This window comes from Streptomyces sp. NPDC059696 (assembly GCF_042733745.1).
Classification (GTDB): Bacteria; Actinomycetota; Actinomycetes; order Streptomycetales; family Streptomycetaceae; genus Streptomyces.
Map to the genome: position 1 here is coordinate 66,548 of NZ_JBHWFG010000029.1, position 19,199 is coordinate 85,746.

Genomic DNA, 19,199 nt, shown 5'->3' on the forward strand with positions numbered 1-19,199 from the left:
GTTGGACGGGAAATAGTCTCCACAGCATATTCATCATCAGAGACAGCGTTCAGTATATCGAACATGCCTGGTGGATGACCCCGTACTGCGGCATGACATGTGTGGAGGGACCCGCGGTGGCAGCAGCACCAGTCTGGAGTGTCGACCCCCGAACCGGGAAGCAGCGTGAACAGGTTGCGGTGGAGGCCACAGCCCAGGAGGTGGACGCCGCCGTCCGTGCCGCGCACGAGGCCCGCGGGGCGCTGGCCGACCGCACGGTCCGCGCGGCCTTCCTCCGCGCGGCCGCGGACGAACTGGAGGCGGCCCGGGACGGCCTGGTCGAGACCGCCGACGCCGAGACCGCGCTCGGCCCGGTCCGGCTGACCGGCGAACTCGCCCGCACCTGCTACCAGCTGCGCGCCTTCGCGGACATCGTCGACGAGGGCGCGTTCCTCGACGTCGTCATCGACCACCCCGACGACACCGCGACCCCGCCCATCCCCGACCTGCGCCGCTACAAGGTGCCCCTCGGTGTCGTCGCCGTCTACTCCGCGTCGAACTTCCCCTTCGCCTTCTCGGTCGCCGGCGGCGACACCGCGAGCGCCCTCGCGGCCGGCTGCCCGGTCGTCGTCAAGTCCCACCCGGACCACCCGGCCCTGTCCGAGTACGTGGCCAAGCTGCTGCGCCGCGCCGCCGCCCGGCACGACATCCCCGAGGGCGTCGTCGGTCTGGTCCACGGCTTCGAGGCGGGCGTCGAGCTGATCAAGCACCCGCTGGTCGCGGCGGCCGGTTTCACCGGTTCCGTGCGCGGCGGCCGGGCGCTGTTCGATGCGGCGGCGGCCCGCCCCGTCCCCATCCCCTTCCACGGCGAGCTGGGCTCCCTGAACCCGGTCGTCGTCACCGAGGCCGCGGCGGCCGAGCGGGCCGAGGCGATCGGCGCCGGTCTCGCCGGTTCCATGACCCTGGGTGTCGGCCAGTTCTGCGTGAAGCCGGGCCTCGTCCTGGCACCGGCCGGATCCGCGGGCGACGCCCTGCTGAAGTCCCTGACGGACGCCGTCAGCGACACCGACGCGGGAGTCCTGCTCGACCACCGCATGCGGGACAACTTCGTGGCCGGTGTCGCCGAGCGGGCCGAACTGCCCGACGTCGACACCCCGGTCACCCCCGGCGCGGGCGGTGAGCACACCGTCAGCGCCGGCTTCCTCACGGTGCCGGCGAGCAGGCTGGCCCAGGAGGGCGAGCACGACCTGCTGCTGGAGGAGTGCTTCGGACCGGTCACCGTGGTGGCCCGCTACGAGGACGAGGACGAGGTCAAGGCCGTGCTGTCGCGGCTGCCGGGCAACCTGACGGCGACCGTGCAGCTGTCCGAGGAGGAGGCCTCCGGGCAGGGCCGCGGTGCGGAGATCCTCGCGGAGCTGACGCCGCTGGCGGGACGCGTGCTGGTCAACGGCTGGCCGACGGGTGTCGCCGTCGCGCCGGCGCAGCACCACGGGGGGCCGTACCCGGCCACGACGTCGACGTCCACGTCGGTGGGCGGGACGGCGATCGAGCGGTGGATGCGGCCTGTTGCGTATCAGAACGCGCCTTCTGCTTTGCTCCCCGCCGAGTTGAGGGACGAGAACCCGCTGGGGCTGCCTCGTAGGTTCAACGGGCGTCTGGAGCGTTAGCGCCGTGGGGGTGCGGTGGATTGCGGGCTGCCGGTTCGTCGTGGTTGATCGCGCAGTTCCCCGCGCCCCTGAAGGCCGGAGCTGAAAGACTCGGTTGAATGGATCTGGAATTTCCCGAACTTCCCTTCGGCTTGCGTACGTACGGGCCCGACGGTCACTGGTCCTACGAGGACGGGGTGCTCACCGGGTGGGCCGGGGCGCGGCAGGATCGGTTCGTGCCGCCCACCGGGGAAGGGCTGGACCCCGCCTCCGACGCGCCCCGGCTGCTCGGGGCTCCCGAAGGGGACTTCCAGCTGATCGCCAAGGTCACCGTCGGGTTCGGCGCGGCCTTCGACGCCGGGGTGCTCTACGTGCACGTGGGGGAGCGGGCCTGGGCCAAGCTCTGCCTGGAGTACTCCCCGGACGTGCCCACCGTCTGCACGGTGGTCACCCGGGGGCACTCCGACGACGCCAACTCCTTCACCGTGGACGGCAGTTCCGTCTGGCTCCGGGTGAGCCGCACCGGCCGGGCCTTCGCCTTCCACGCCTCCCGTGACGGCGAACGGTGGACCTTCGTGCGCCTGTTCACCCTCGCCGGCGAGAAGGAGACGGACGCGGCCCTGGTCGGCTTCATGACCCAGTCCCCGATGGGCGAGGGCTGCGTGGTGACGTACGACCACATCGAGTTCAGGCCGAGCTGGCCGGACGATCTGCGCGACGGCAGCTGAGGGGCGGCCGGGAACCGCGTCCCGGCCCGCTCTCGTCCTCCGTTCCATGATCAGCAACCGAGTGGTTCCGGGCCGTGTGATCCGTACCGTCCTGCCCGCCGAGGTGGCGGACGTCGTCGCGCTGCACGCCCGGGCCCGGGCGACCTACTACCCCGGCGGTGTCCCCCAGGACGGCACCGACTGGACCGAGGCCTGGCGCGGTGCCCTCACCCGGCCGGACGGGCGGGTGCTGTGCGTGGTGGAGGCGGGGCGCATGATCGGCCTCGCCTCCTTCCGCACGCCCGAGGAAGCCCCGGCGGACGAGGTGAAGCTGTTCCAGTTCCACGTCGACCCCGGTCACTGGCGCCGCGGTGTCGGCACCGCGCTGCACGCCGCCTGCGTCGAGGAGTGGCAGGGCGACGGCAGGCGGACCGCCGTGCTCGACGTGCATGTCGGCAACCTGCGGGCGCAGGCGTTCTACCGGCGGCAGGGGTGGGTCCCGGAACCGGCCGGGCCGGGGGACCACCACCTGCGGATGCGGTGCGCGGTGCCCGGGGAATGAAGCCCGCTGCTTGAACGTTCATCCACCTGGCGGAGGGAGTCTCCGTACCCGTACGACCTGGAGAGAGCCGAGACATGCGCGTCGAGATCTGGAGCGACATCGCCTGCCCCTGGTGCTACGTGGGCAAGGCCCGCTTCGAGAAGGCGCTGCGGGACTTCCCGCACCGCGACGACGTCGAGGTGGTGCACCGCTCCTTCGAGCTGGACCCGGGACGCGCCAAGGACGACATCCAGCCCGTGATCACGATGCTCACCAAAAAGTACGGGATGAGCGCCGCACAGGCCGAGGCCGGGGAGGACAACCTCGGGGCCCAGGCCGCCGCCGAGGGCCTCGACTACCGCACCCGCGGCCGCGACCACGGCAGCACCTTCGACATGCACCGCCTGCTGCACTTCGCCAAGGAGCAGGGCCGCCAGGACCAGCTGCTCGACGCGCTGTACCGGGCCAACTTCGCCGAGGAGCGCTCCGTCTTCAACGACGACGAGCGGCTGGTGGACCTCGCCGTGGCCGCCGGGCTGGACGCCCGGGCCGTGCGCACGGTGCTCGCCGACCCGGACGCGTACGCCGCCGAGGTCCGCGCCGACGAGCGTGAGGCCGCGCAGCTCGGGGCGAACGGCGTGCCCTTCTTCGTGCTCGACCGGAAGTACGGCGTCTCCGGCGCCCAGCCCGCCGAGGTCTTCGCCCGGGCCCTGGCCCAGGCGTACGGCGAGCGCCCGGCCCTGCGGATCGTCGACGGCGACGCGGACGCGGACGCCTGCGGCCCGGACGGCTGTGCCGTGCCCCAGCACTGAAACGCCCAGCTCGGAGCGCATGCATAAGCGTTCCTTGGCGGCATCACGCAGAAAACGGCAATGGACGGGGAGATCCCGGGGACGCAGAGTGGTCCCATGGAGACCTTCGAGAACCTCGTCCGTGCCGAGTTCACCCCGAAGCACACCTACCTCAACACCGCGAGCAACGGGCTCCTGCCCGCCCGTACCGTCAGCGCCGTACAGCGGGCGGTGCGGATGCGGGCCGAGGGCACACCCCTGGGTCCCCTGTACGAGGACGTGGAGTCCGCCCGGGCGTCCTTCGCCCGGCTGGCCGGCGTTCCGGCCGAGCGGGTCGCGACCGGTGCGTCGGTCGCCGAGTACGGCGGCCTGATCGCCGCCTCGCTGCCCGCCGGTGCCGAAGTCCTCACGGCTGAGGCCGACTTCTCCTCGCTGGTGAACCCGTTCCACACGCGCGGCGACCTCAAGGTACGGGCCGTTCCCCTGGAGCGGCTCGCCGAGTCCGTCCGCCCCGGCACCGCGCTCGTCGCGGTCAGCGCCGCGCAGTCCGCCGACGGCCGTCTCGCCGACCTGCCCGCCGTGCGGGAGGCGGCCCGGGCGCACGGCGCCCGCACCTACGTCGACGCCTCCCAGTCGGCCGGCTGGCTGCCGATGGACGCCGACGCCGACGACTTCCTCGCCGCCGTCGGATTCAAATGGCTTCTGGGCCCGCACGGGGCCGCCTTCTTCGTCGCCCCGCCGGACTTCGGCGGACTCACCCCGCTGCTCGCCGGCTGGGTGGCCGGCGAGGTCCCCTGGGACAGCTGCTACGGCCCCGTCGAGGAACTCGCCCACTCCGCACGGCGGTTCGACGTCAGCCCCGCCCTGTTCACGTACGCGGGGCTGCGCGCGTCCCTGGAACTGCTGGAGGAGATCGGGGTGGACGCCGTGCACGCCCACGACGTCGGCCTCGCGGACCGCTTCCGCACCGGACTCGCCCGGCTGGGGCACGAGCCGGTGGCGGCGCCGGGCTCGGCGATCGTGTCGGTGCCGGGGCTCGGGCACCGGCAGGGTGAGCTGAGCCGGTCGGGCATCGAGGTCTCCGACCGGGCCGGGAACCTGCGGGCCGCGTTCCACCTCTACAACACGGCGGCGGACGTGGACCGGCTCCTGGACGCGCTCGCGGCATGACAAAACCGGGTGGGGCCTCCCGTCCCACACGAGGAGGCCCCACCCGGCAGCTCTGTCACACAGCCGTCCCGCCGGTGACCGGGTCACCGCCGACACCCGTTACTTCACCGGCGTGAAGTCCCGCGCACCGATGCCGTGTCTTCCCGGGGGCCACCCCCCGGACCCCCGGCCGGAAAGCATCTACCGGACGGGCGTGAAGTCCCGCGCACCGATGAACTCCGGGCGGCGGATCGGGGCCGCGAAGGGCTCCACGGCCGTGTTCTCCACGCTGTTGAACACGATGAAGACGTTGCTGCGCGGGAACGGCGTGATGTTGTCGCCGGAACCGTGCATGGCGTTGCAGTCGAACCAGGTCGCCGATCCGGCCTTGCCGGTGAACAGCCTGATGCCGTGCTGCGTGGCCATCTGGGTCAGCGCCTCGTCGGACGGCGTGCCCGCGTCCTGCATCTGCAGCGACTTCTTGTAGTTGTCCTTCGGCGTCTCACCCGCACACCCGAGGAACGTCTTGTGCGACCCCGGCATGATCATGAGACCGCCGTTGGTGTCGTAGTTCTCGGTCAGCGCGATCGAGACCGACACCGTGCGCATCCGCGGCAGTCCGTCCTCCGCGTGCCACGTCTCGAAGTCCGAGTGCCAGTAGAAACCACTGGCGCCGAACCCCGGCTTGACGTTGATCCGCGACTGGTGGACGTACACGTCCGAGCCGAGGATCTGCCGGGCGCGGCCGACGACCCGCTCGTCACTGACCAGTTTGGCGAACACCTCACTGATGCGGTGCACCTCGAAGACCGAGCGGATCTCCTTGGACTGCGGCTCGACGATCGACCGCTCGTCGGCCCGGATGTCCGGGTCGTTGACCAGCCGGTTCAGCTCGTTGCGGTAGACGGCGACCTCGTCGTCCGTGATCAGCTGATCGATGGCGAGGAAACCGTCGCGCTCGAAGGACAGCAGGTCGCCGGGCACGATCGGCCCGGGCGCGTCGGGCGCGCCCCAGACGACCGGGTCCTGCCGCGGGGTGGGCACCTCGGTGGCACCGCGGGTGGGGTAGAGGTCCGGGATACCGGCGGTGGTGGTCGTGTCGGTGGTGGCGGTCATGGAAACGTCACACCTCCTCGGTGAGCAGCGGGTAGACGCCGTTCTCGTCGTGGTCCTCCCGTCCGGTCACGGGCGGGTTGAACACGCAGAGGCAGCGGAAGTCCTGCTTGACCCGCAGCGTGTGCCTCTCGTGCCCGTCCAGGAGGTACATCGTGCCGGGCGTGATCGTGTGGGTCAGCCCGGTCTCGTGGTCGGTCAGCTCGGCCTCGCCCTCCACACAGACGACGGCCTCGATGTGGTTCGCGTACCACATCGACGTCTCCGTACCCGCGTACAGGATGGTCTCGTGCAGGGAGAAACCGACCTTCTCCTTGGCGAGGACGATGCGCTTGCTCTCCCACGTACCGGACGCCGCCTTCACGTGCCGGTCGGTACCTTCGATCTCCTTGAACGAACGGACAATCACGGTGCTGCGATGCCTCCTAGATGAATGGTGCTCTTGGTTCGGTGTCAGGCGGTCTCTCGGACGGCGCGGGCCAGCACACTGAGGCCCTCGTCCAGCTCCTCGGGCGTGATGGTGAGCGCGGGAAGCAGCTTCACGACCTCGCTCTCCGGGCCGGAGGTCTCGATGAGCAGCCCGAGTTCGAAGGCGCGCTTGGCGACCTTGCCGGCACGGGCCTTGTCGTGGAACTCCATGCCCCACACCAGGCCGCGGCCCCGGTACTCCTTCACGTCGGCCAGGTTCTCCTCGGTGATGGAGATCAGCGCCTGCTCGACCTGCTCACCGCGCTTGCGGGTCTGCTTCTCCATCGCGGAACCGTCGGCCCAGTAGGTCTCCAGGGTCGCGGTGGCCGTGACGAACGCCGGGTTGTTGCCGCGGAACGTGCCGTTGTGCTCGCCCGGCTCCCAGACGTCGAGCTCGGGCTTGAACAGGCACAGCGACATGGGCAGGCCGTAACCGCTGATCGACTTCGAGACGGTGACGATGTCCGGCACGATGCCCGCCTCCTCGAAGGAGAAGAACGCGCCGGTACGGCCGCAGCCCATCTGGATGTCGTCGACGATCAGCAGCATGTCCTGCCGCTCGCACAGCTCGGACAGGGCGCGCAGCCACTCGGCCCGGGCCACGTTGATGCCGCCCTCGCCCTGCACGGTCTCGACGATCACCGCGGCGGGCTTGTTGAGGCCCGAGCCCTGGTCCTCCAGCAGCCGCTCGAACCACAGGAAGTCCTCGACGGTGCCGTCGAAGTAGTTGTCGAACGGCATGGGCGTGCCGTGCACCAGCGGGATGCCGGCCCCGGCCCGCTTGAAGGCGTTGCCGGTCACGGCCAGCGAGCCCAGCGACATGCCGTGGAAGGCGTTGGTGAAGGACACGATCGACTCGCGCCCCTTCACCTTGCGCGCCAGCTTCAGCGCGGCCTCCACGGCGTTGGTGCCGGTCGGGCCCGGGAACATGACCTTGTACGGCAGGTCGCGCGGGCGCAGCAGCAGGTTCTGGAAGGCCTCCAGGAACGTGCGCTTCGCGGTGGTCGACATGTCGAGCCCGTGCGTGACGCCGTCGCGCTCCAGGTAGTCGATCAGCGCGCGTTTCAGGACCGGGTTGTTGTGCCCGTAGTTCAGTGACCCGGCTCCGGCGAAGAAGTCGAGGTACTCATGACCGTCCTCGTCGTACATGCGGCTGCCCACCGCACGGTCGAAGACGGTGGGCCAGCCGCGGCAGTAGCTGCGCACCTCGGACTCGACGGTCTCGAAGACGCTCAGGTCCGGCTGGGTGATGGTCACGACGAATCGCTCCTCGGTACGTGGGGGAAGTCTGTGGGACGGGAGTGGGGTGGGACGGGAAGTCTCAGTGGGGCAGCGGGCCGATGCGGTAGAGCACCTCGGGGTCGTGCGGCCCGTCGGGGAACACGGCCGTGTCGAAGAGCACCTCGCGCTCCAGCGGCGCGCCGTGACGCTCGGCGAACGACGTGAACAGACGCTCCGAGGCGGTGTTGCCCGGGGTGATGGTGGTCTCCACCGTCGTCACCCCGCGCTCGGCCGCGGTCCGGGCGACCAGGCCGTCGAGCAGCGCGGCGGCCAGTCCGCGCCCGCGGTGGGCCTCGTCCACCGCCACCTGCCAGACCAGCAGGGTGTGCGGGCTGTCCGGCCGCACGTACCCGGTGATGAAACCCATCGGCTCACCCTGCTCGTCGCGGGCGACGGCCGTGGTGGCGGCGAAATCCCGGCACCACAGCAGATAGCTGTAGGACGAGTTCAGGTCGAGAACCTTCGAGTCCTTCGCCATCCGCCAGAGTGCGGCTCCGTCGGCCACGGTGGGGCGGTCGATTTGCGGATCTGCTTGTACGGCGGTCATGCAAATCGAACTTACCCAGCGAAATTCAAAATTGCATCGTCGATCGGGGTTACATATAGGGCTCGTCTGTGTTATCGCGCGAGCGCGAGGACGCGGGCGACGAGGCGGGTGTATGCCCGATATTGTCCCGGAAATACCGGGCATAATGGTCACGATGTGTAACGCGTCACAACCATGTAAGCCCCCCGGAGTCCGCCGGGATTTCCCCTCCGAGTGTCCTCAAAATCTGCGCGTTTAGGACCAGGAAAAGCGGGCAGAAGAATACGGGAAGCTTTTCTTGAGGGAATTCTTTAATTGTGTGCCAGCTTACATGCGGGACGCCGCGGAAAGAACGTGGAATTCAGGCCCCGGTCACTCCGTCGATACGCTCCCGCAGGAGATCGGCGTGACCGTTGTGCCGCGCGTACTCCTCGATCATGTGGATCAGCACCCAGCGCAGGCTGACCTCCATGCCGGGCACCGGCCCCTCTTCGACCCGCCCGATGTGGTCCAGCGGCAGCCCCGCGCACAGCTCCCGCCCCCGCGCGATCTCCCGCCGCCAGATCCCGAGCGCCTCCTCCAGACCGCGCGCCGGATCCAGCGCGTAGCCGGTCGCGTCCTCGAACAACGGTGGTGCGGCATGCCCGACGGCGACCCGCTGGAACCAGTTCCGCTCGACCTCGGCGAGGTGCTGCACCAGCCCGAGCAGGGTCAGCGACGACGGCTCGGCCGCCGCGATCCGCACCTGGGCGTCGTCCAGCCCGGCGCACTTCAGCTCCAGCGTCGCCCGGTGGAAGTCCAGCCAGCTCTCCAGCATGGCCCGCTCGTCGCCCGTGAGACGCGGGACGGGACGGCCGTCGGGCAGGACGGACGGGGTGTCGGCAGGTGTGGCGGCAGGTGTGTCGGCAGTCATACGGGGAGCATGGCACGGGGCACTGACAACGGTGTCCCGGCAGGCGGCAGCCGACGGTTACCGCCACGCCCCCTCGACGGCGCGCAGTGCCGCCTCCACGTCCACCGGCAGCCGACGGCTACCGCCACGCCCCCTCGACGGCGCGCAGTGCCGCCTCCACGTCCACCGGCAGCCCCTGCTCGGAGAGCGCCACCCCCAGGGCGGCCAGACTCGCCCGCACCGCACCGGGCGTCGCGTCCGCGCCGTAGTGGTTGACCCGGATCATCTCCTTGGCCAGCGCACCGCCGCCGGCCGCGAGCGGCACCGCCGGATCCGCCTCCAGCGCCCGCCGGACCAGCTCCGACGCCACCACCTGGGACGGTGCCCGCAGCGTCGTGGCCACCGGCGCCGCGTCCCGCGCCTCGTACACGTACGGCTCCAGCCCGCCGCCCAGCGCGACGGCTCCGGCCCGGGTCGCCGCCGCGGCGGCCGCGTGCCGGGCCGTCACGGCGTCGAGACCGGCGGCCTCGATCCGCTCCACGCAGGCCTCCAGCGCCAGCATCTCCAACTGCGCGGGCGCGTGCAGCAGCGCCTTGCGGCCGGCGTCGATCCACCGCTCCTTCCAGTCCAGGAGCGACAGGTACGACCGGCGCGGCGCCTTCGGGTTGGCCGCCATCCGCGCCCAGGCCCGCTCGCTCACCGACACCGCCGAGACACCCGCCGGACCGCCCATCGCCTTCTGCGCCCCGATCACGCACAGGTCCACGCCCCAGGCGTCCGGCAGCACCGGCTCGGCCCCGATCGACGCCACGGCGTCCAGGTAGAACAGCGCCCCGTGTGCCCGGACGACCTCGCCGATCTCCGCGACCGGGTTGGTGTTGCCCGTCGCCGCCTCCGCGTGCACCAGGGACACGAAGTCGATCTGCGGGTGCTCGGCGAAGGCCTGCCGGATCTGCTCGGCCGTGACCGCCGTGTGGAAGGGCACCGCCAGGTCGATCACCGTGGCCCCGCAGTCCCGCAGCCAGTCGCCGAAGGTCTGGCCGTACGGCCCCGTGATCACGTTCAGGGCCGTCGTGCCCGGGCCGGCGGCGGCTCGGATCGCGCCCTCCAGCGGCAGCAGCGCCTCACCCTGCATGATCACGACGTCCTGCCGGGTGCTCAGCAGCCGCGCCACGCGGTCCTCGATCGCGGCGAAGCGGTCCGCGCCGAGCGGGGCCAGGTCCAGAAACGGGTGCGTCACGGCAATGCTCTCTTCACTCACAGCAGGATCGACCGCATCGAGAGTAACCGGCGGCCACCGGCCCCCCGCGCGGCGAGTCCCGCCCACACCGGCCCCCGTCGATCGGCCGCGCCCGGCTCACTAAGGTGCGGTGCATGAGCGATCAGGTGGTGCTGCACGTGAAGGGGCGGGTGCTCGTCGGCCCGGAGGACGTCCGGGACGAGCTGTGGGTGGTCGACGGCCGCGTCTCCTACGACCGTCCCGCCGGCGCCCGCGACATCCGCACGGTCGTCGGCTGGGCCCTGCCCGGACTGGTCGACGCGCACTGCCACGTCGGACTCGACCGGCACGGCCCGGTCCCCGCGGACGTCGCCGAGAAACAGGCCCTGACGGACCGGGACGCCGGCACCCTGCTCATCCGCGACGCCGGGTCGCCCTCCGACACCCGCTGGATCGACGACCGGGAGGACCTGCCCAAGATCATCCGTGCCGGGCGGCACATCGCCCGGACCCGGCGCTACATCCGCAACTACGCCTGGGAGATCGAGCCGGAGGACCTGGTCGCCCATGTCGCGCAGGAGGCCCGCCGCGGGGACGGCTGGGTCAAGCTGGTCGGCGACTGGATCGACCGCGACCTCGGCGACCTGTCGGCGTGCTGGCCGCGCGAGGCGGTGGAGGCGGCGATCGCCGAGGCTCACCGCCTGGGCGCCCGCGTGACCGCGCACTGTTTCGCCGAGGACTCCCTGCGGGACCTCGTCGAGGCGGGCATCGACTGCATCGAGCACGCCACGGGCCTCACCGAGGACCTCATCCCGCTGTTCGCGCAGCGCGGTGTCGCCATCGTCCCGACCCTGGTCAACATCGCGACGTTCCCGCAGCTCGCGGACGGCGGCGAGAGCAAGTTCCCCCGCTGGTCCGCCCATATGCGCCGGCTCCACGAACGCCGCTACGACACCGTGCGCGGCGCCTACGACGCCGGGATCCCCGTCTTCGTCGGCACCGACGCCGGCGGCAGCCTCGCCCACGGTCTGGCCGCCGCCGAGGTCGGTGAACTCGTCACGGCCGGCATCCCGCCCGTCGCGGCCCTCGCCGCGGGCACCTGGACGGCCCGCGCCTGGCTCGGCCGCCCCGGCCTGGACGAGGGCGCCCCGGCCGACCTCGTCGTCTACGACGAGGATCCGCGGGCCGACGTACGGGTACTGGCATCGCCGCGCCGGGTGGTGCTGAACGGGCGCGTGGTCGGCTAGCCGCGAGCGGGACGGCCGGGCGGCCGTGAGAGTGGGGGCTCGCGGGACCGCGAAGGGGGGCTGCCGACTGCGAGCGGGAGGGCCGGGCGGCCGTGAGGGGGCGCGGGACCGCGAAGGGGGGCTGCCGACTGCGAGCGGGAGGGCCGGGCGGCCGTGAGGGTGGGGGTTCGGGGGACCTCGAACGGGGGCTGCCGACTGTGAGCGGGAGGCCGTGAGGGTGAGGGTGGGGAACGCCTGTGCCGAGGGAATCGAATGGATCCTCGGTGTCGCCACGTTGGAGTGAAGCGGCGTCGGATCGCTGACGCCGTGCGCGCGGTGCGGCGATTCTTTCCGGGTCCCGAGCCTGTCTCCCCAGGAGTCCCACCGTGAACAGCCCTTCCTTCCGCATGCCCGCCCGCCGACTGGCGACCGTCGCGACCGCCACGGCCCTCGCCGCCGGGCCCGTGGCACTGACCGGCGTGAGCCCGGCGCACGCCACCGGCGACCACGGCCGCGCGAGCGCCGTCGTGCTGCGCACCGGCCTGGACGTCTCCCTGCTGAACAAGTCGGTCAACGTCCCTCTCGCCGTCTCCCTCAACGACGTCTCGGCGCCGCGCAGCGCCGACAAGACCTCCCTGACGGCCACCCTCGACGCGGTGGACGGCGGCCGGCCCTTCAACGTGCTGAGCGCGAAGGTGGCCGAGGCGAGAGCCACGACGTCCGCCACCGAGGCCGAGGGCAGCAGCACCCTGGCCCACGCCCGCCTGCACGTCCCCGGGCTGCCGCTGCCGTCGGTCATCGAGGTCGACCAGGTCACCGCGAAGGCCACCTGCGCGGTGGGAAAGAAGCCGTCCGCCACGACCCGACTGCCCGGCTCGGTGACCGTGCTGGGCAAGCGCGTGACCCTGACCGCCGGCGGACCGACGGACGTCAAGGTGCCGGGCGTCGGCGAGGTGCGCCTGGACCTGGCCCGGACCCGCACGACCACCCGGGACGCCGCCGCCACCGCCCTCGAACTCAAGGTGTCCGTCAACCCGTTGAAGCTGAACGTGGCCGAGGTGGACGGCACCCTCACACTGGCCGAGGCGACCTGCCGCACACCGAAGACCGAGCCCGCCGCCCAGCCCCCGGCCGAACCGTCGGCCGCACCGGCCGACGTCAAGCCGCAGGGGGAACCCGCCCAGGCGGGCCTGGCCGAGACCGGCGGCGGCTCGACGACGCCGTACGCCGTGGCCGGCGCACTCGTCCTGCTCGCGGCGGGAGGAGGGGCGGTGGCCCTGTCCCGCCGCCGCGGCTGACCCCGCGGGCAGGACGCCACGTGGTGCTCTCAGGCCTCCAGCGCCTGCTCCAGGGCCCGGAGGAACCCGTCGGTCGTGGCGCGGTCCCGTACCGCCAGCCGTAGCCACTCCTCGTTCAGGCCGGGGAACGTGTCGCCGCGGCGGACGGCCCAGCCGAGGTCGCGCAGACGCCGGCGGACCGCGGTCGCGCGGGGCAGGCGGATCAGGACGAACGGGCCCTGCGCGGGGCCTGCCACGCGCAGCCCGGCCGGGGTGAAGCGGGCGAGGCCGGTCAGCAGGTGCGCACGGTCCGCCGCCACGCGGTGCGCCGCGTGAGCCGCCTCCGCCACCGCACGCGGCCCCACGCACGCCTCGGCCGCGGCCAGCGCCGGGGTCGACACCGGCCACAGGGGCTGCGCACGCTCCAGCTCCTCTATGGTCTCCGGCGCCGCCAGCACGTAGCCGATCCGCAGCCCGGCCAGTCCCCACGTCTTGGTCAGGCTGCGCAGCACCACGAGGCCCGGCACGTCGACCCGCCCGGCCAGGGCCTCGCGCTCGCCCGGCACCGCGTCCATGAACGCCTCGTCCACCACCAGCACCCGCCCGGGCCGGGCGAGTGAGGCGAGCGTGTCCGCCGGGTGCAGCACCGACGTCGGGTTCGTCGGGTTGCCGATCACCACCAGGTCCGCGTCCTCGGGGACCGCCGCCGGGTCCAGCCGGAAACCGTCCTCCTCCCGCAGCAGCACCCGGCCGACCGTGTGCCCCGCGTCCCGCAGCGCCGCCTCCGGCTCCGTGAACTGGGGGTGCACGACGACCGGCCGCCGCACCTTCAGCGCCCGCGCCAGCAGCACGAACGCCTCCGCCGCGCCCGCCGTCAGCAGCACCCGCTCCACCGGCAGCCCGTGCCGCGCGGCCACCGCCGCCCGCGCGGCCCGCCCGTCCGGGTAGGCCGCGAGCCCGTCCAGGGACGCGGCGATGTGCTCCCGCAGCCAGGCGGGCGGCGTGTCCGCGCGGACGTTCACGGCGAGGTCGACGAGCGAACCGCCGTCGTCCCGGACCTCCGCGTCCCCGTGGTGGCGCAGATCGTGCCCGTGCTCAGTGCGCATGCGAGTGAGCGCCGTGGTGGTGCCCGTGCCCGTGGTGGTGGTCGTCGTCGTCCGGGTGGAAGTGCGGCTGCTGCGGCATGCCCACCTTGTCCTCGAAGCCCGGCAGCGCGATGCGGTAGACGCAGGAGTCGCAGTTCATCCGCAGATCGCCCTTGACGGCCTCCTCGTACCGCTCCCACACCAGGTCGAGCAGCTCCGGCTCCGGCCCGATGACGTCGGCCGACAGCACCTCGGCCTCCGGATGCGCGGCGGCCCAGCCCTCCGTCTGGTGCCGCACCCGGTCCGGCAGGATGCCCGTGAACAGGAAGTAGGGCAGGACCACGATCCGCCGCGCGCCCAGCCGCACACAGCGGTCGAGCCCGCTCGGCACGTCCGGCGCCGCCAGCGACACGAACGCCGTCTCGACACCCGCGTAGCCGCGCCCCTCCCACAGCAGCCGGGCCGCCTTGTGCACCTCGGCGTTGGCGTCCGGGTCCGTGGAGCCGCGCCCCACCAGCAGCACCGTCACGTCGGACCGGTCGCCCGGCGAGCGGTCCGACGAGCCCAGGGCCTCGTCCAGCCGCCGCTCCAGCACGTTCAGCAGCGCCGGGTGCGGGCCGAGCGGACGCCCGTACGTGTACGAGATGCCCGGGTGCCGCTCCTTCTCGCGGGCCAGGGCCGCCGGGATGTCGCCCTTGGCGTGCCCGGCGGACACCAGCATCAGCGGGACGGCGGCGAAGCGCCGTACGCCCTGCTCGACCAGTTCGGTGACGGCTTCGCCGAGCGGCGGCGGGGACAGCTCGATGAAGCCGCCCGCGACGGGCAATTCGGGGTGCCGGGCCCCCAGCTGCCGTACGAAGTCGCGGAACGCCTCGGCTCCGGCGTCGTCCCGGGTGCCGTGGCCGGCGATGAGCAGGGCGGGCGGGGTGGTCACAGTTTCTCCTCGGCGGAAGTGGGGTGGTACAGCAGGGCGTTGAGCGCGGCGGCGGCGACCGCCGACCCGCCCTTCTCGGACACGTTGCTCACGGCGGGCAGTCCGCTCTCGCGCAGCGCGGCCTTCGATTCGACCGCTCCGACGAAACCGACGGGCAGGCCGATGACGAGCGCGGGGTCGGCGTCGAGCGTCAGCAGTTCCTCCAGTGCGGTCGGCGCGTTGCCGATCACCCAGAGGGCGCCGGGCCCGACCTGTTCGTAGGCGAGCCGGATGGCGTGCGCGGACCGGGTCAGACCGGGCCCGGACTCGGCGTCCTTCAGACGGCAGACGGTCTCGCGCCGGGTGATGCCGGCGCCGACCATCTCCACGTCGACGACCACGGGAGCCCCGGCGTGCAGCGCCGCGTGCGCCTTCTCCAGGGCGGCCTCGTCCATGACGAGGTCGCCGGCGTAGTCGAGGTCGGCGGCGGAGTGGATGACCCGCTCCACGACCGCCCGGGTCAGCGGCGGGAAGTGCGAGGTGTCCAGCCGGGCCCGCAGACGCCGGTAGGACTCCACCTCGATGGGATGGACGACGCGGTTCACTCGGCACCCTCCTGCGCTGTCTGCCAGCGGTAGCCGCGCGGCGTCACCATGCGCCCCGCGATGTCCCGGGTCGCGGTGTTGCCCACGGTCACGACCGTCATCATGTCGACCGTCGCCGGGTCGAGGGAGCCCAGCGTGGTGAGCCGGCTGGACTCGTCCGGCCGCGAGGCGTTGCGCACGACACCGACGGGCGTCACCGGGGACCGGTGCTCGGCGAGGATGCCCAGCGCCTTGGGGAGCTGCCAGTCACGGCCGCGTGAACGGGGGTTGTAGAAGGTGACCACGATGTCCGCCTCGGCCGCCGCCCGCACCCGCCGTTCGATGACCTCCCACGGCGTGTGCAGGTCGGACAGGCTGATCGACACGTGGTCGTGGCCCAGCGGCGCGCCCAGGATGGCACCGGCCGCGAGTGCGGCCGTCACCCCGGGCACACCGACCACGTCGATGTCGTCGGAGGCCTCGGCCAGGGCGGGGGAGGCCATGGCGTAGACGCCCGCGTCCCCACTGCCGATCAGTGCGACGGCCTGACCCTTGCGGGCCTCCTCGACGGCCGTGCGGGCCCGCTCCTCCTCGGCACCGAGCCCCGACTCCAGGATGCGGGTGCCGGGCCGCAGCAGATCACGGATCTGGTCGACGTACTGGTCGAGCCCCACGAGCACGGACGCGCGCCGCAGTTCGGCCTGCGCGCGCGGCGTCAGCAGGTCCCGGGCGCCCGGCCCGAGCCCGACCACCGCGAGCCGCCCGCGCCCCGGCCGCCGTACGACGGCACAGGTCGCCATCGCCGGGCTCGCGGCCGACTTCCGCTTGGGGACGAGCAGTTCGCCCCCGCCGACGAGCGCGGCGGCCTCCGCGACGGAGGGGGTCCCGACGGCGGCGAGCGGCGCGTCGGACGGGTTGGGCACGTCGACGCCGGCCAGCTTCTCGGCCGAGTGCGTCACCAGGGGCACCCCGAGCCGTTCCGCGGCCTCGACGATGCCCTGCTCCCCGGCCTTGGCGTCGACGGTGGCGAGTTCGGCGACGGACGCCCCCGACAGACCGGCCTCCCGCAGGGCGGCCTCGACCAGCCCGAGGATCTCCTCCGCCGGCGCGCCCTTGGACGCCCCGACCCCGACCACCAGGGTCGGCGGACGCAGCACCACCTCGCGCTCGGCCGCCTCGACGAGCCGGTCGGTCAACCGGATCGCGTACGACCCCGCCTCGGCGACCGGCAGCGGCGGCAGGGACCAGGCCACCTCGGCCCGCAGTTCCACCGCCTCACCGTCCAGCAGCGCCCGCGACACCGCGGCGACATCGCCCTCCACGGGCAGGCCGAGGGTGTCCAGACCCGGCAGGTCCACGGCGTCCGTGGCCGTCGTCACCACCGGCTCGGCACCGAGCAGGTCACCCACCTCACGGGCCAGTTCGTTGGCGCCGCCCGCGTGCCCGCCCAGCAGGGACACGGCGAACCGCCCGCCCTCGTCGACGCACACCACGCCCGGGTCCTCGGTCTTGCCGGACAGCAGCGGTGCCACCAGCCGCACCACAGCCCCCGTCGCCAGGAAGCACACGAGCTGCTCGCACTGCGCGAACGCGGTCCGTACGGCGTCCCCGACGGGACCCTCGTACACCCGGGTGCGGTCCGGCCACGCGGCGGCCAGCCGGTCCCGCGCGGCAGCTCCCGCCGCCGTGGCGGAAATGAGGCCGATCACTGAGCGACTCCTTCTTCGACGGCTGCCGGGGGCCGGACGCCCCACAGCAGGAAAACGGGGTTGGTCGCCGCGAGCCGGGTCACGTCCCCGGGCAGCGGCGCGAGCCGCGACGACTGCAACAGCACGCCGTCGCAGCTGAGACCGGCGCTCGCCAGGGCCTCGCGCGCGGCCGGCACCCGGTCGAGCGCCGCCATGGCGACGACCACCGTGCGCCGGGCACGCCGTGCGCACGCGGCGACGATCGAAGGCAGTTCGCGCCCGCCGCCCCCCACGAACACGGCGTCCGGGATCTCGGCGAGCTCCGCGAGCGCCTCCGGTGCCGCGCCCCGCACCACCCGCACGTCCACACCGTGCGCGGCGGCGTTGGCGCGGACCCGGTCCGCGCCGTCCGCGGTCTTCTCCACGGCGGTCACGGCCGCACCGAGCCGCGCGCACTCCACGGCCACGGACCCCGAGCCCGCGCCCACGTCCCACACCAGGTCACCCGGGCGCGGTCCCAGCCGGGCCAGGGCCAGGGCCCGCACCTCGAACTTGGTGATCATCGAGTCCCGGTGGGCGAACTCCGCCTCCTCCAGGGCCCAGCCGGCGGGCCGCTCCCCGGGCCCCGCGACCGTCCGCACGGGGCCGAGCGCCCGCGCCCGGTCCAGGCACAGCACCACGTTCACCGCCGTGCCCCAGTCCCGGGCGGCGGCCTCGGCGGGCGTCACCCGCTCCACGCGCTCCGCGTCCGAGCCGAGCCCGGAGGCGACGACCAGCACCCGTGCCGTGTCCCGCAACGCGGCACCCAGCTCCGCCGGACCCGCGCCCGGCCCGGTCAGCACGGCCGTCTTCGCCTGCGCCCGGCACACGTTGACGGCCGTGCGCAGCTCCCGCCCGTGGGCGCTCACCACCACGGCGTCGTCCCACGGCAGCCCGATCCGCGCGAACGCGGCCGCGACGGACGACACCCCGGGCCGCACGTCCAGCCGCTCCGGCCCGAACCGCTCGGCCAGCACCCGCACGATCCCGAAGAACCCGGGGTCGCCGGAGGCCAGCACCACGACGGGACGGTCCTTCGCGAGGTACTCGCCGACGGTGTCCAGGGCCGGGGCGAGCGGCCCGAGCACGACCCGCTCGGCCGTCTCCGGCAGCCGGGCGGCGTCGAGATGCCGCCGCCCGCCCACGACCAGCTCGGCATCGGCGAGGACGTCGTCGGAAGGCGCCGCCCCCGTCCCCGTGCCGACCACCGTGATCACGTACTCGCCCCCCGCTCGCGCAGCGCCCGCCGGGCCTCCGGGTCGGCCTTGCGGTAGCCGTGGAAGTGACCCGGGTGGTACAGGTGCGAGCGCGTGCCGTGCGCGTCGAGCGCCGGTCCGACCAGGAACAGGGTGTGCTTCCAGAGCTTGTGCTCCTTGACCGTCTCCTCCAGCGTGCCGATCGTGCACTTCACGACCAGCTCCTCCGGCCAGGTCGCCTGGTACGCCACCACGACCGGCGTCGTCGTCGGGTAGCCGCCCTCCAGCAGCTCCCGCACGAGCTGCCCGCTGCGGGCGGCCGAGAGGAACACCGCCATGGTGGTGCCGTGCTTGGCGAACTCCCGGACCTCCTCCCCGGGCGGCATCGGCGTCTTGCCGCCGCCCAGCCGGGTCAGCACCACCGACTGCGCCACCTCCGGGATGGTCAGCTCGCGCTGCGCGAGGGCCGCGACGGCCGAGAAGGAGGACACCCCGGGCACGATCTCGGTCGCGATGCCGATCTCGGCACAGCGGTCGACCTGCTCCTGCGTGCCGCCCCACAGGGCCGGGTCGCCGGAATGGATCCTGGCCACCTTCAGCCCCTCGCCGCGGGCCCGCTCGTACACGGCGACGACGTCCTCCAGGGACATGGTCGCCGAGTCGAGGATCTCCGCGTCCTCGCGGGCGTGTTCGAGGACCTCCTCCTGGACCAGGCTGGCCGCCCAGATCACGACGTCGGCCTCGGCGATGGCGCGGGCGGCACGGAACGTCAGCAGGTCGGCGGCGCCGGGGCCGGCACCGACGAAGGTCACTTTGCCGGCAGGGGCGTCGGCCATGGGATGGGTCCTCTCGTACAGGGGGTGGAACGGGGGAGGGGCG

General features: G+C 72.9%; 19 protein-coding genes. 7 read left to right on the forward strand and 12 right to left on the reverse strand.

The annotated features are described in order from the left end of the window. The first annotated feature begins 116 nt into the window (after window positions 1–116). The 5 genes from ACFV20_RS27685 (at window position 117) to ACFV20_RS27705 (ending at window position 4,834) form a co-directional block, all read left to right on the forward strand. Window positions 117–1,646, forward strand: a complete 1,530-nt coding sequence (locus tag ACFV20_RS27685; protein WP_385661008.1) for an aldehyde dehydrogenase (NADP(+)) — start codon at window positions 117–119, stop codon at window positions 1,644–1,646. A 98-nt stretch (window positions 1,647–1,744) separates the two neighbouring features. Further along, entirely contained in the window at window positions 1,745–2,353 is a 609-nt protein-coding gene (locus ACFV20_RS27690) for a DUF1349 domain-containing protein (protein WP_385661011.1), read from the forward strand. A 46-nt stretch (window positions 2,354–2,399) separates the two neighbouring features. After that, complete coding sequence (locus ACFV20_RS27695) at window positions 2,400–2,894, forward strand: GNAT family N-acetyltransferase (RefSeq protein WP_385661014.1); 495 nt, start codon at window positions 2,400–2,402, stop codon at window positions 2,892–2,894. A gap of 74 nt (window positions 2,895–2,968) precedes the next feature. Continuing rightward, window positions 2,969–3,685: a DsbA family oxidoreductase gene (locus ACFV20_RS27700; protein ID WP_385661016.1), complete on the forward strand. Its 717-nt coding sequence runs from the start codon at window positions 2,969–2,971 to the stop codon at window positions 3,683–3,685. 96 nt (window positions 3,686–3,781) lie between these two features. After that, window positions 3,782–4,834, forward strand: a complete 1,053-nt coding sequence (locus tag ACFV20_RS27705) for an aminotransferase class V-fold PLP-dependent enzyme (RefSeq protein ID WP_385661018.1) — start codon at window positions 3,782–3,784, stop codon at window positions 4,832–4,834. 180 nt (window positions 4,835–5,014) lie between these two features. Here ACFV20_RS27705 and thpD read toward each other — a convergent pair whose 3' ends face one another. From thpD to ACFV20_RS27735, 6 genes are all read right to left on the reverse strand, one after another. Then, window positions 5,015–5,929 (reverse strand): ectoine hydroxylase, encoded by a 915-nt coding sequence (gene thpD / locus ACFV20_RS27710; protein WP_385661021.1) that lies wholly within the window; start codon window positions 5,927–5,929, stop codon window positions 5,015–5,017. Between the two features lie 7 nt (window positions 5,930–5,936). Beyond that, complete coding sequence (locus ACFV20_RS27715; protein WP_234849536.1) at window positions 5,937–6,335, reverse strand: ectoine synthase; 399 nt, start codon at window positions 6,333–6,335, stop codon at window positions 5,937–5,939. A gap of 44 nt (window positions 6,336–6,379) precedes the next feature. Next, window positions 6,380–7,651 (reverse strand): diaminobutyrate--2-oxoglutarate transaminase, encoded by a 1,272-nt coding sequence (gene ectB / locus ACFV20_RS27720; protein WP_385661024.1) that lies wholly within the window; start codon window positions 7,649–7,651, stop codon window positions 6,380–6,382. Window positions 7,652–7,715: 64 nt separating this feature from the next. Next, window positions 7,716–8,222 (reverse strand): diaminobutyrate acetyltransferase, encoded by a 507-nt coding sequence (ectA, locus tag ACFV20_RS27725; protein ID WP_385661026.1) that lies wholly within the window; start codon window positions 8,220–8,222, stop codon window positions 7,716–7,718. A gap of 340 nt (window positions 8,223–8,562) precedes the next feature. Next, a complete protein-coding gene (locus ACFV20_RS27730; RefSeq protein WP_385661028.1) occupies window positions 8,563–9,114 on the reverse strand; it encodes a DinB family protein in 552 nt (183 codons plus the stop codon). Between the two features lie 118 nt (window positions 9,115–9,232). Beyond that, a complete protein-coding gene (locus ACFV20_RS27735) occupies window positions 9,233–10,333 on the reverse strand; it encodes a pyridoxal-phosphate-dependent aminotransferase family protein (RefSeq protein ID WP_385661031.1) in 1,101 nt (366 codons plus the stop codon). Window positions 10,334–10,467: 134 nt separating this feature from the next. Between ACFV20_RS27735 and ACFV20_RS27740 the strand changes: the two genes are divergently transcribed. Further along, complete coding sequence (locus tag ACFV20_RS27740; RefSeq protein ID WP_385661034.1) at window positions 10,468–11,559, forward strand: amidohydrolase family protein; 1,092 nt, start codon at window positions 10,468–10,470, stop codon at window positions 11,557–11,559. Between the two features lie 365 nt (window positions 11,560–11,924). Then, a complete protein-coding gene (locus ACFV20_RS27745; protein ID WP_385661037.1) occupies window positions 11,925–12,836 on the forward strand; it encodes an SCO1860 family LAETG-anchored protein in 912 nt (303 codons plus the stop codon). A 29-nt stretch (window positions 12,837–12,865) separates the two neighbouring features. On the opposite strand, the gene cobC is transcribed toward ACFV20_RS27745, so the two are convergent. From cobC to cobM, 6 genes are read right to left on the reverse strand one after another with little or no spacing between them, the layout of a single operon-like run. Continuing rightward, a complete protein-coding gene (cobC, locus tag ACFV20_RS27750; protein ID WP_385661040.1) occupies window positions 12,866–13,921 on the reverse strand; it encodes an Rv2231c family pyridoxal phosphate-dependent protein CobC in 1,056 nt (351 codons plus the stop codon). Next, entirely contained in the window at window positions 13,911–14,834 is a 924-nt protein-coding gene (locus tag ACFV20_RS27755; protein ID WP_385661043.1) for a sirohydrochlorin chelatase, read from the reverse strand. The genes cobC and ACFV20_RS27755 overlap by 11 nt, the downstream gene beginning before the upstream one ends. After that, window positions 14,831–15,418 carry a precorrin-8X methylmutase gene (locus tag ACFV20_RS27760; RefSeq protein WP_358954161.1) on the reverse strand — a complete coding sequence of 196 codons (588 nt, stop codon included), beginning with the start codon at window positions 15,416–15,418 and terminating at the stop codon, window positions 14,831–14,833. The genes ACFV20_RS27755 and ACFV20_RS27760 overlap by 4 nt, the downstream gene beginning before the upstream one ends. Then, window positions 15,415–17,106 (reverse strand): precorrin-3B C(17)-methyltransferase, encoded by a 1,692-nt coding sequence (gene cobJ / locus ACFV20_RS27765; protein ID WP_385661048.1) that lies wholly within the window; start codon window positions 17,104–17,106, stop codon window positions 15,415–15,417. Before cobJ ends, ACFV20_RS27760 begins: the two co-directional genes overlap by 4 nt. Next, a complete protein-coding gene (gene cbiE / locus ACFV20_RS27770) occupies window positions 17,103–18,341 on the reverse strand; it encodes a precorrin-6y C5,15-methyltransferase (decarboxylating) subunit CbiE (protein WP_385661051.1) in 1,239 nt (412 codons plus the stop codon). The genes cobJ and cbiE overlap by 4 nt, the downstream gene beginning before the upstream one ends. Beyond that, window positions 18,338–19,156, reverse strand: coding sequence for a precorrin-4 C(11)-methyltransferase (cobM, locus tag ACFV20_RS27775; protein ID WP_355832165.1), 819 nt, complete (start codon window positions 19,154–19,156; stop codon window positions 18,338–18,340). Before cobM ends, cbiE begins: the two co-directional genes overlap by 4 nt. Between the last annotated feature and the right edge of the window lie 43 nt (window positions 19,157–19,199).

Coding starts and splice junctions, on each gene's coding strand:
- ACFV20_RS27690 (WP_385661011.1), top strand. CDS start 1,745: ATGGATCTGGAATTTCCCGAACTTCCCTTCGGCTTGCGTACGTACGGG.
- ACFV20_RS27695 (WP_385661014.1), top strand. CDS start 2,400: ATGATCAGCAACCGAGTGGTTCCGGGCCGTGTGATCCGTACCGTCCTG.
- ACFV20_RS27700 (WP_385661016.1), top strand. CDS start 2,969: ATGCGCGTCGAGATCTGGAGCGACATCGCCTGCCCCTGGTGCTACGTG.
- ACFV20_RS27705 (WP_385661018.1), top strand. CDS start 3,782: ATGGAGACCTTCGAGAACCTCGTCCGTGCCGAGTTCACCCCGAAGCAC.
- thpD (WP_385661021.1), bottom strand. CDS start 5,929: ATGACCGCCACCACCGACACGACCACCACCGCCGGTATCCCGGACCTC.
- ectA (WP_385661026.1), bottom strand. CDS start 8,222: ATGACCGCCGTACAAGCAGATCCGCAAATCGACCGCCCCACCGTGGCC.
- ACFV20_RS27730 (WP_385661028.1), bottom strand. CDS start 9,114: ATGACTGCCGACACACCTGCCGCCACACCTGCCGACACCCCGTCCGTC.
- ACFV20_RS27740 (WP_385661034.1), top strand. CDS start 10,468: ATGAGCGATCAGGTGGTGCTGCACGTGAAGGGGCGGGTGCTCGTCGGC.
- cobC (WP_385661040.1), bottom strand. CDS start 13,921: ATGCGCACTGAGCACGGGCACGATCTGCGCCACCACGGGGACGCGGAG.
- cobM (WP_355832165.1), bottom strand. CDS start 19,156: ATGGCCGACGCCCCTGCCGGCAAAGTGACCTTCGTCGGTGCCGGCCCC.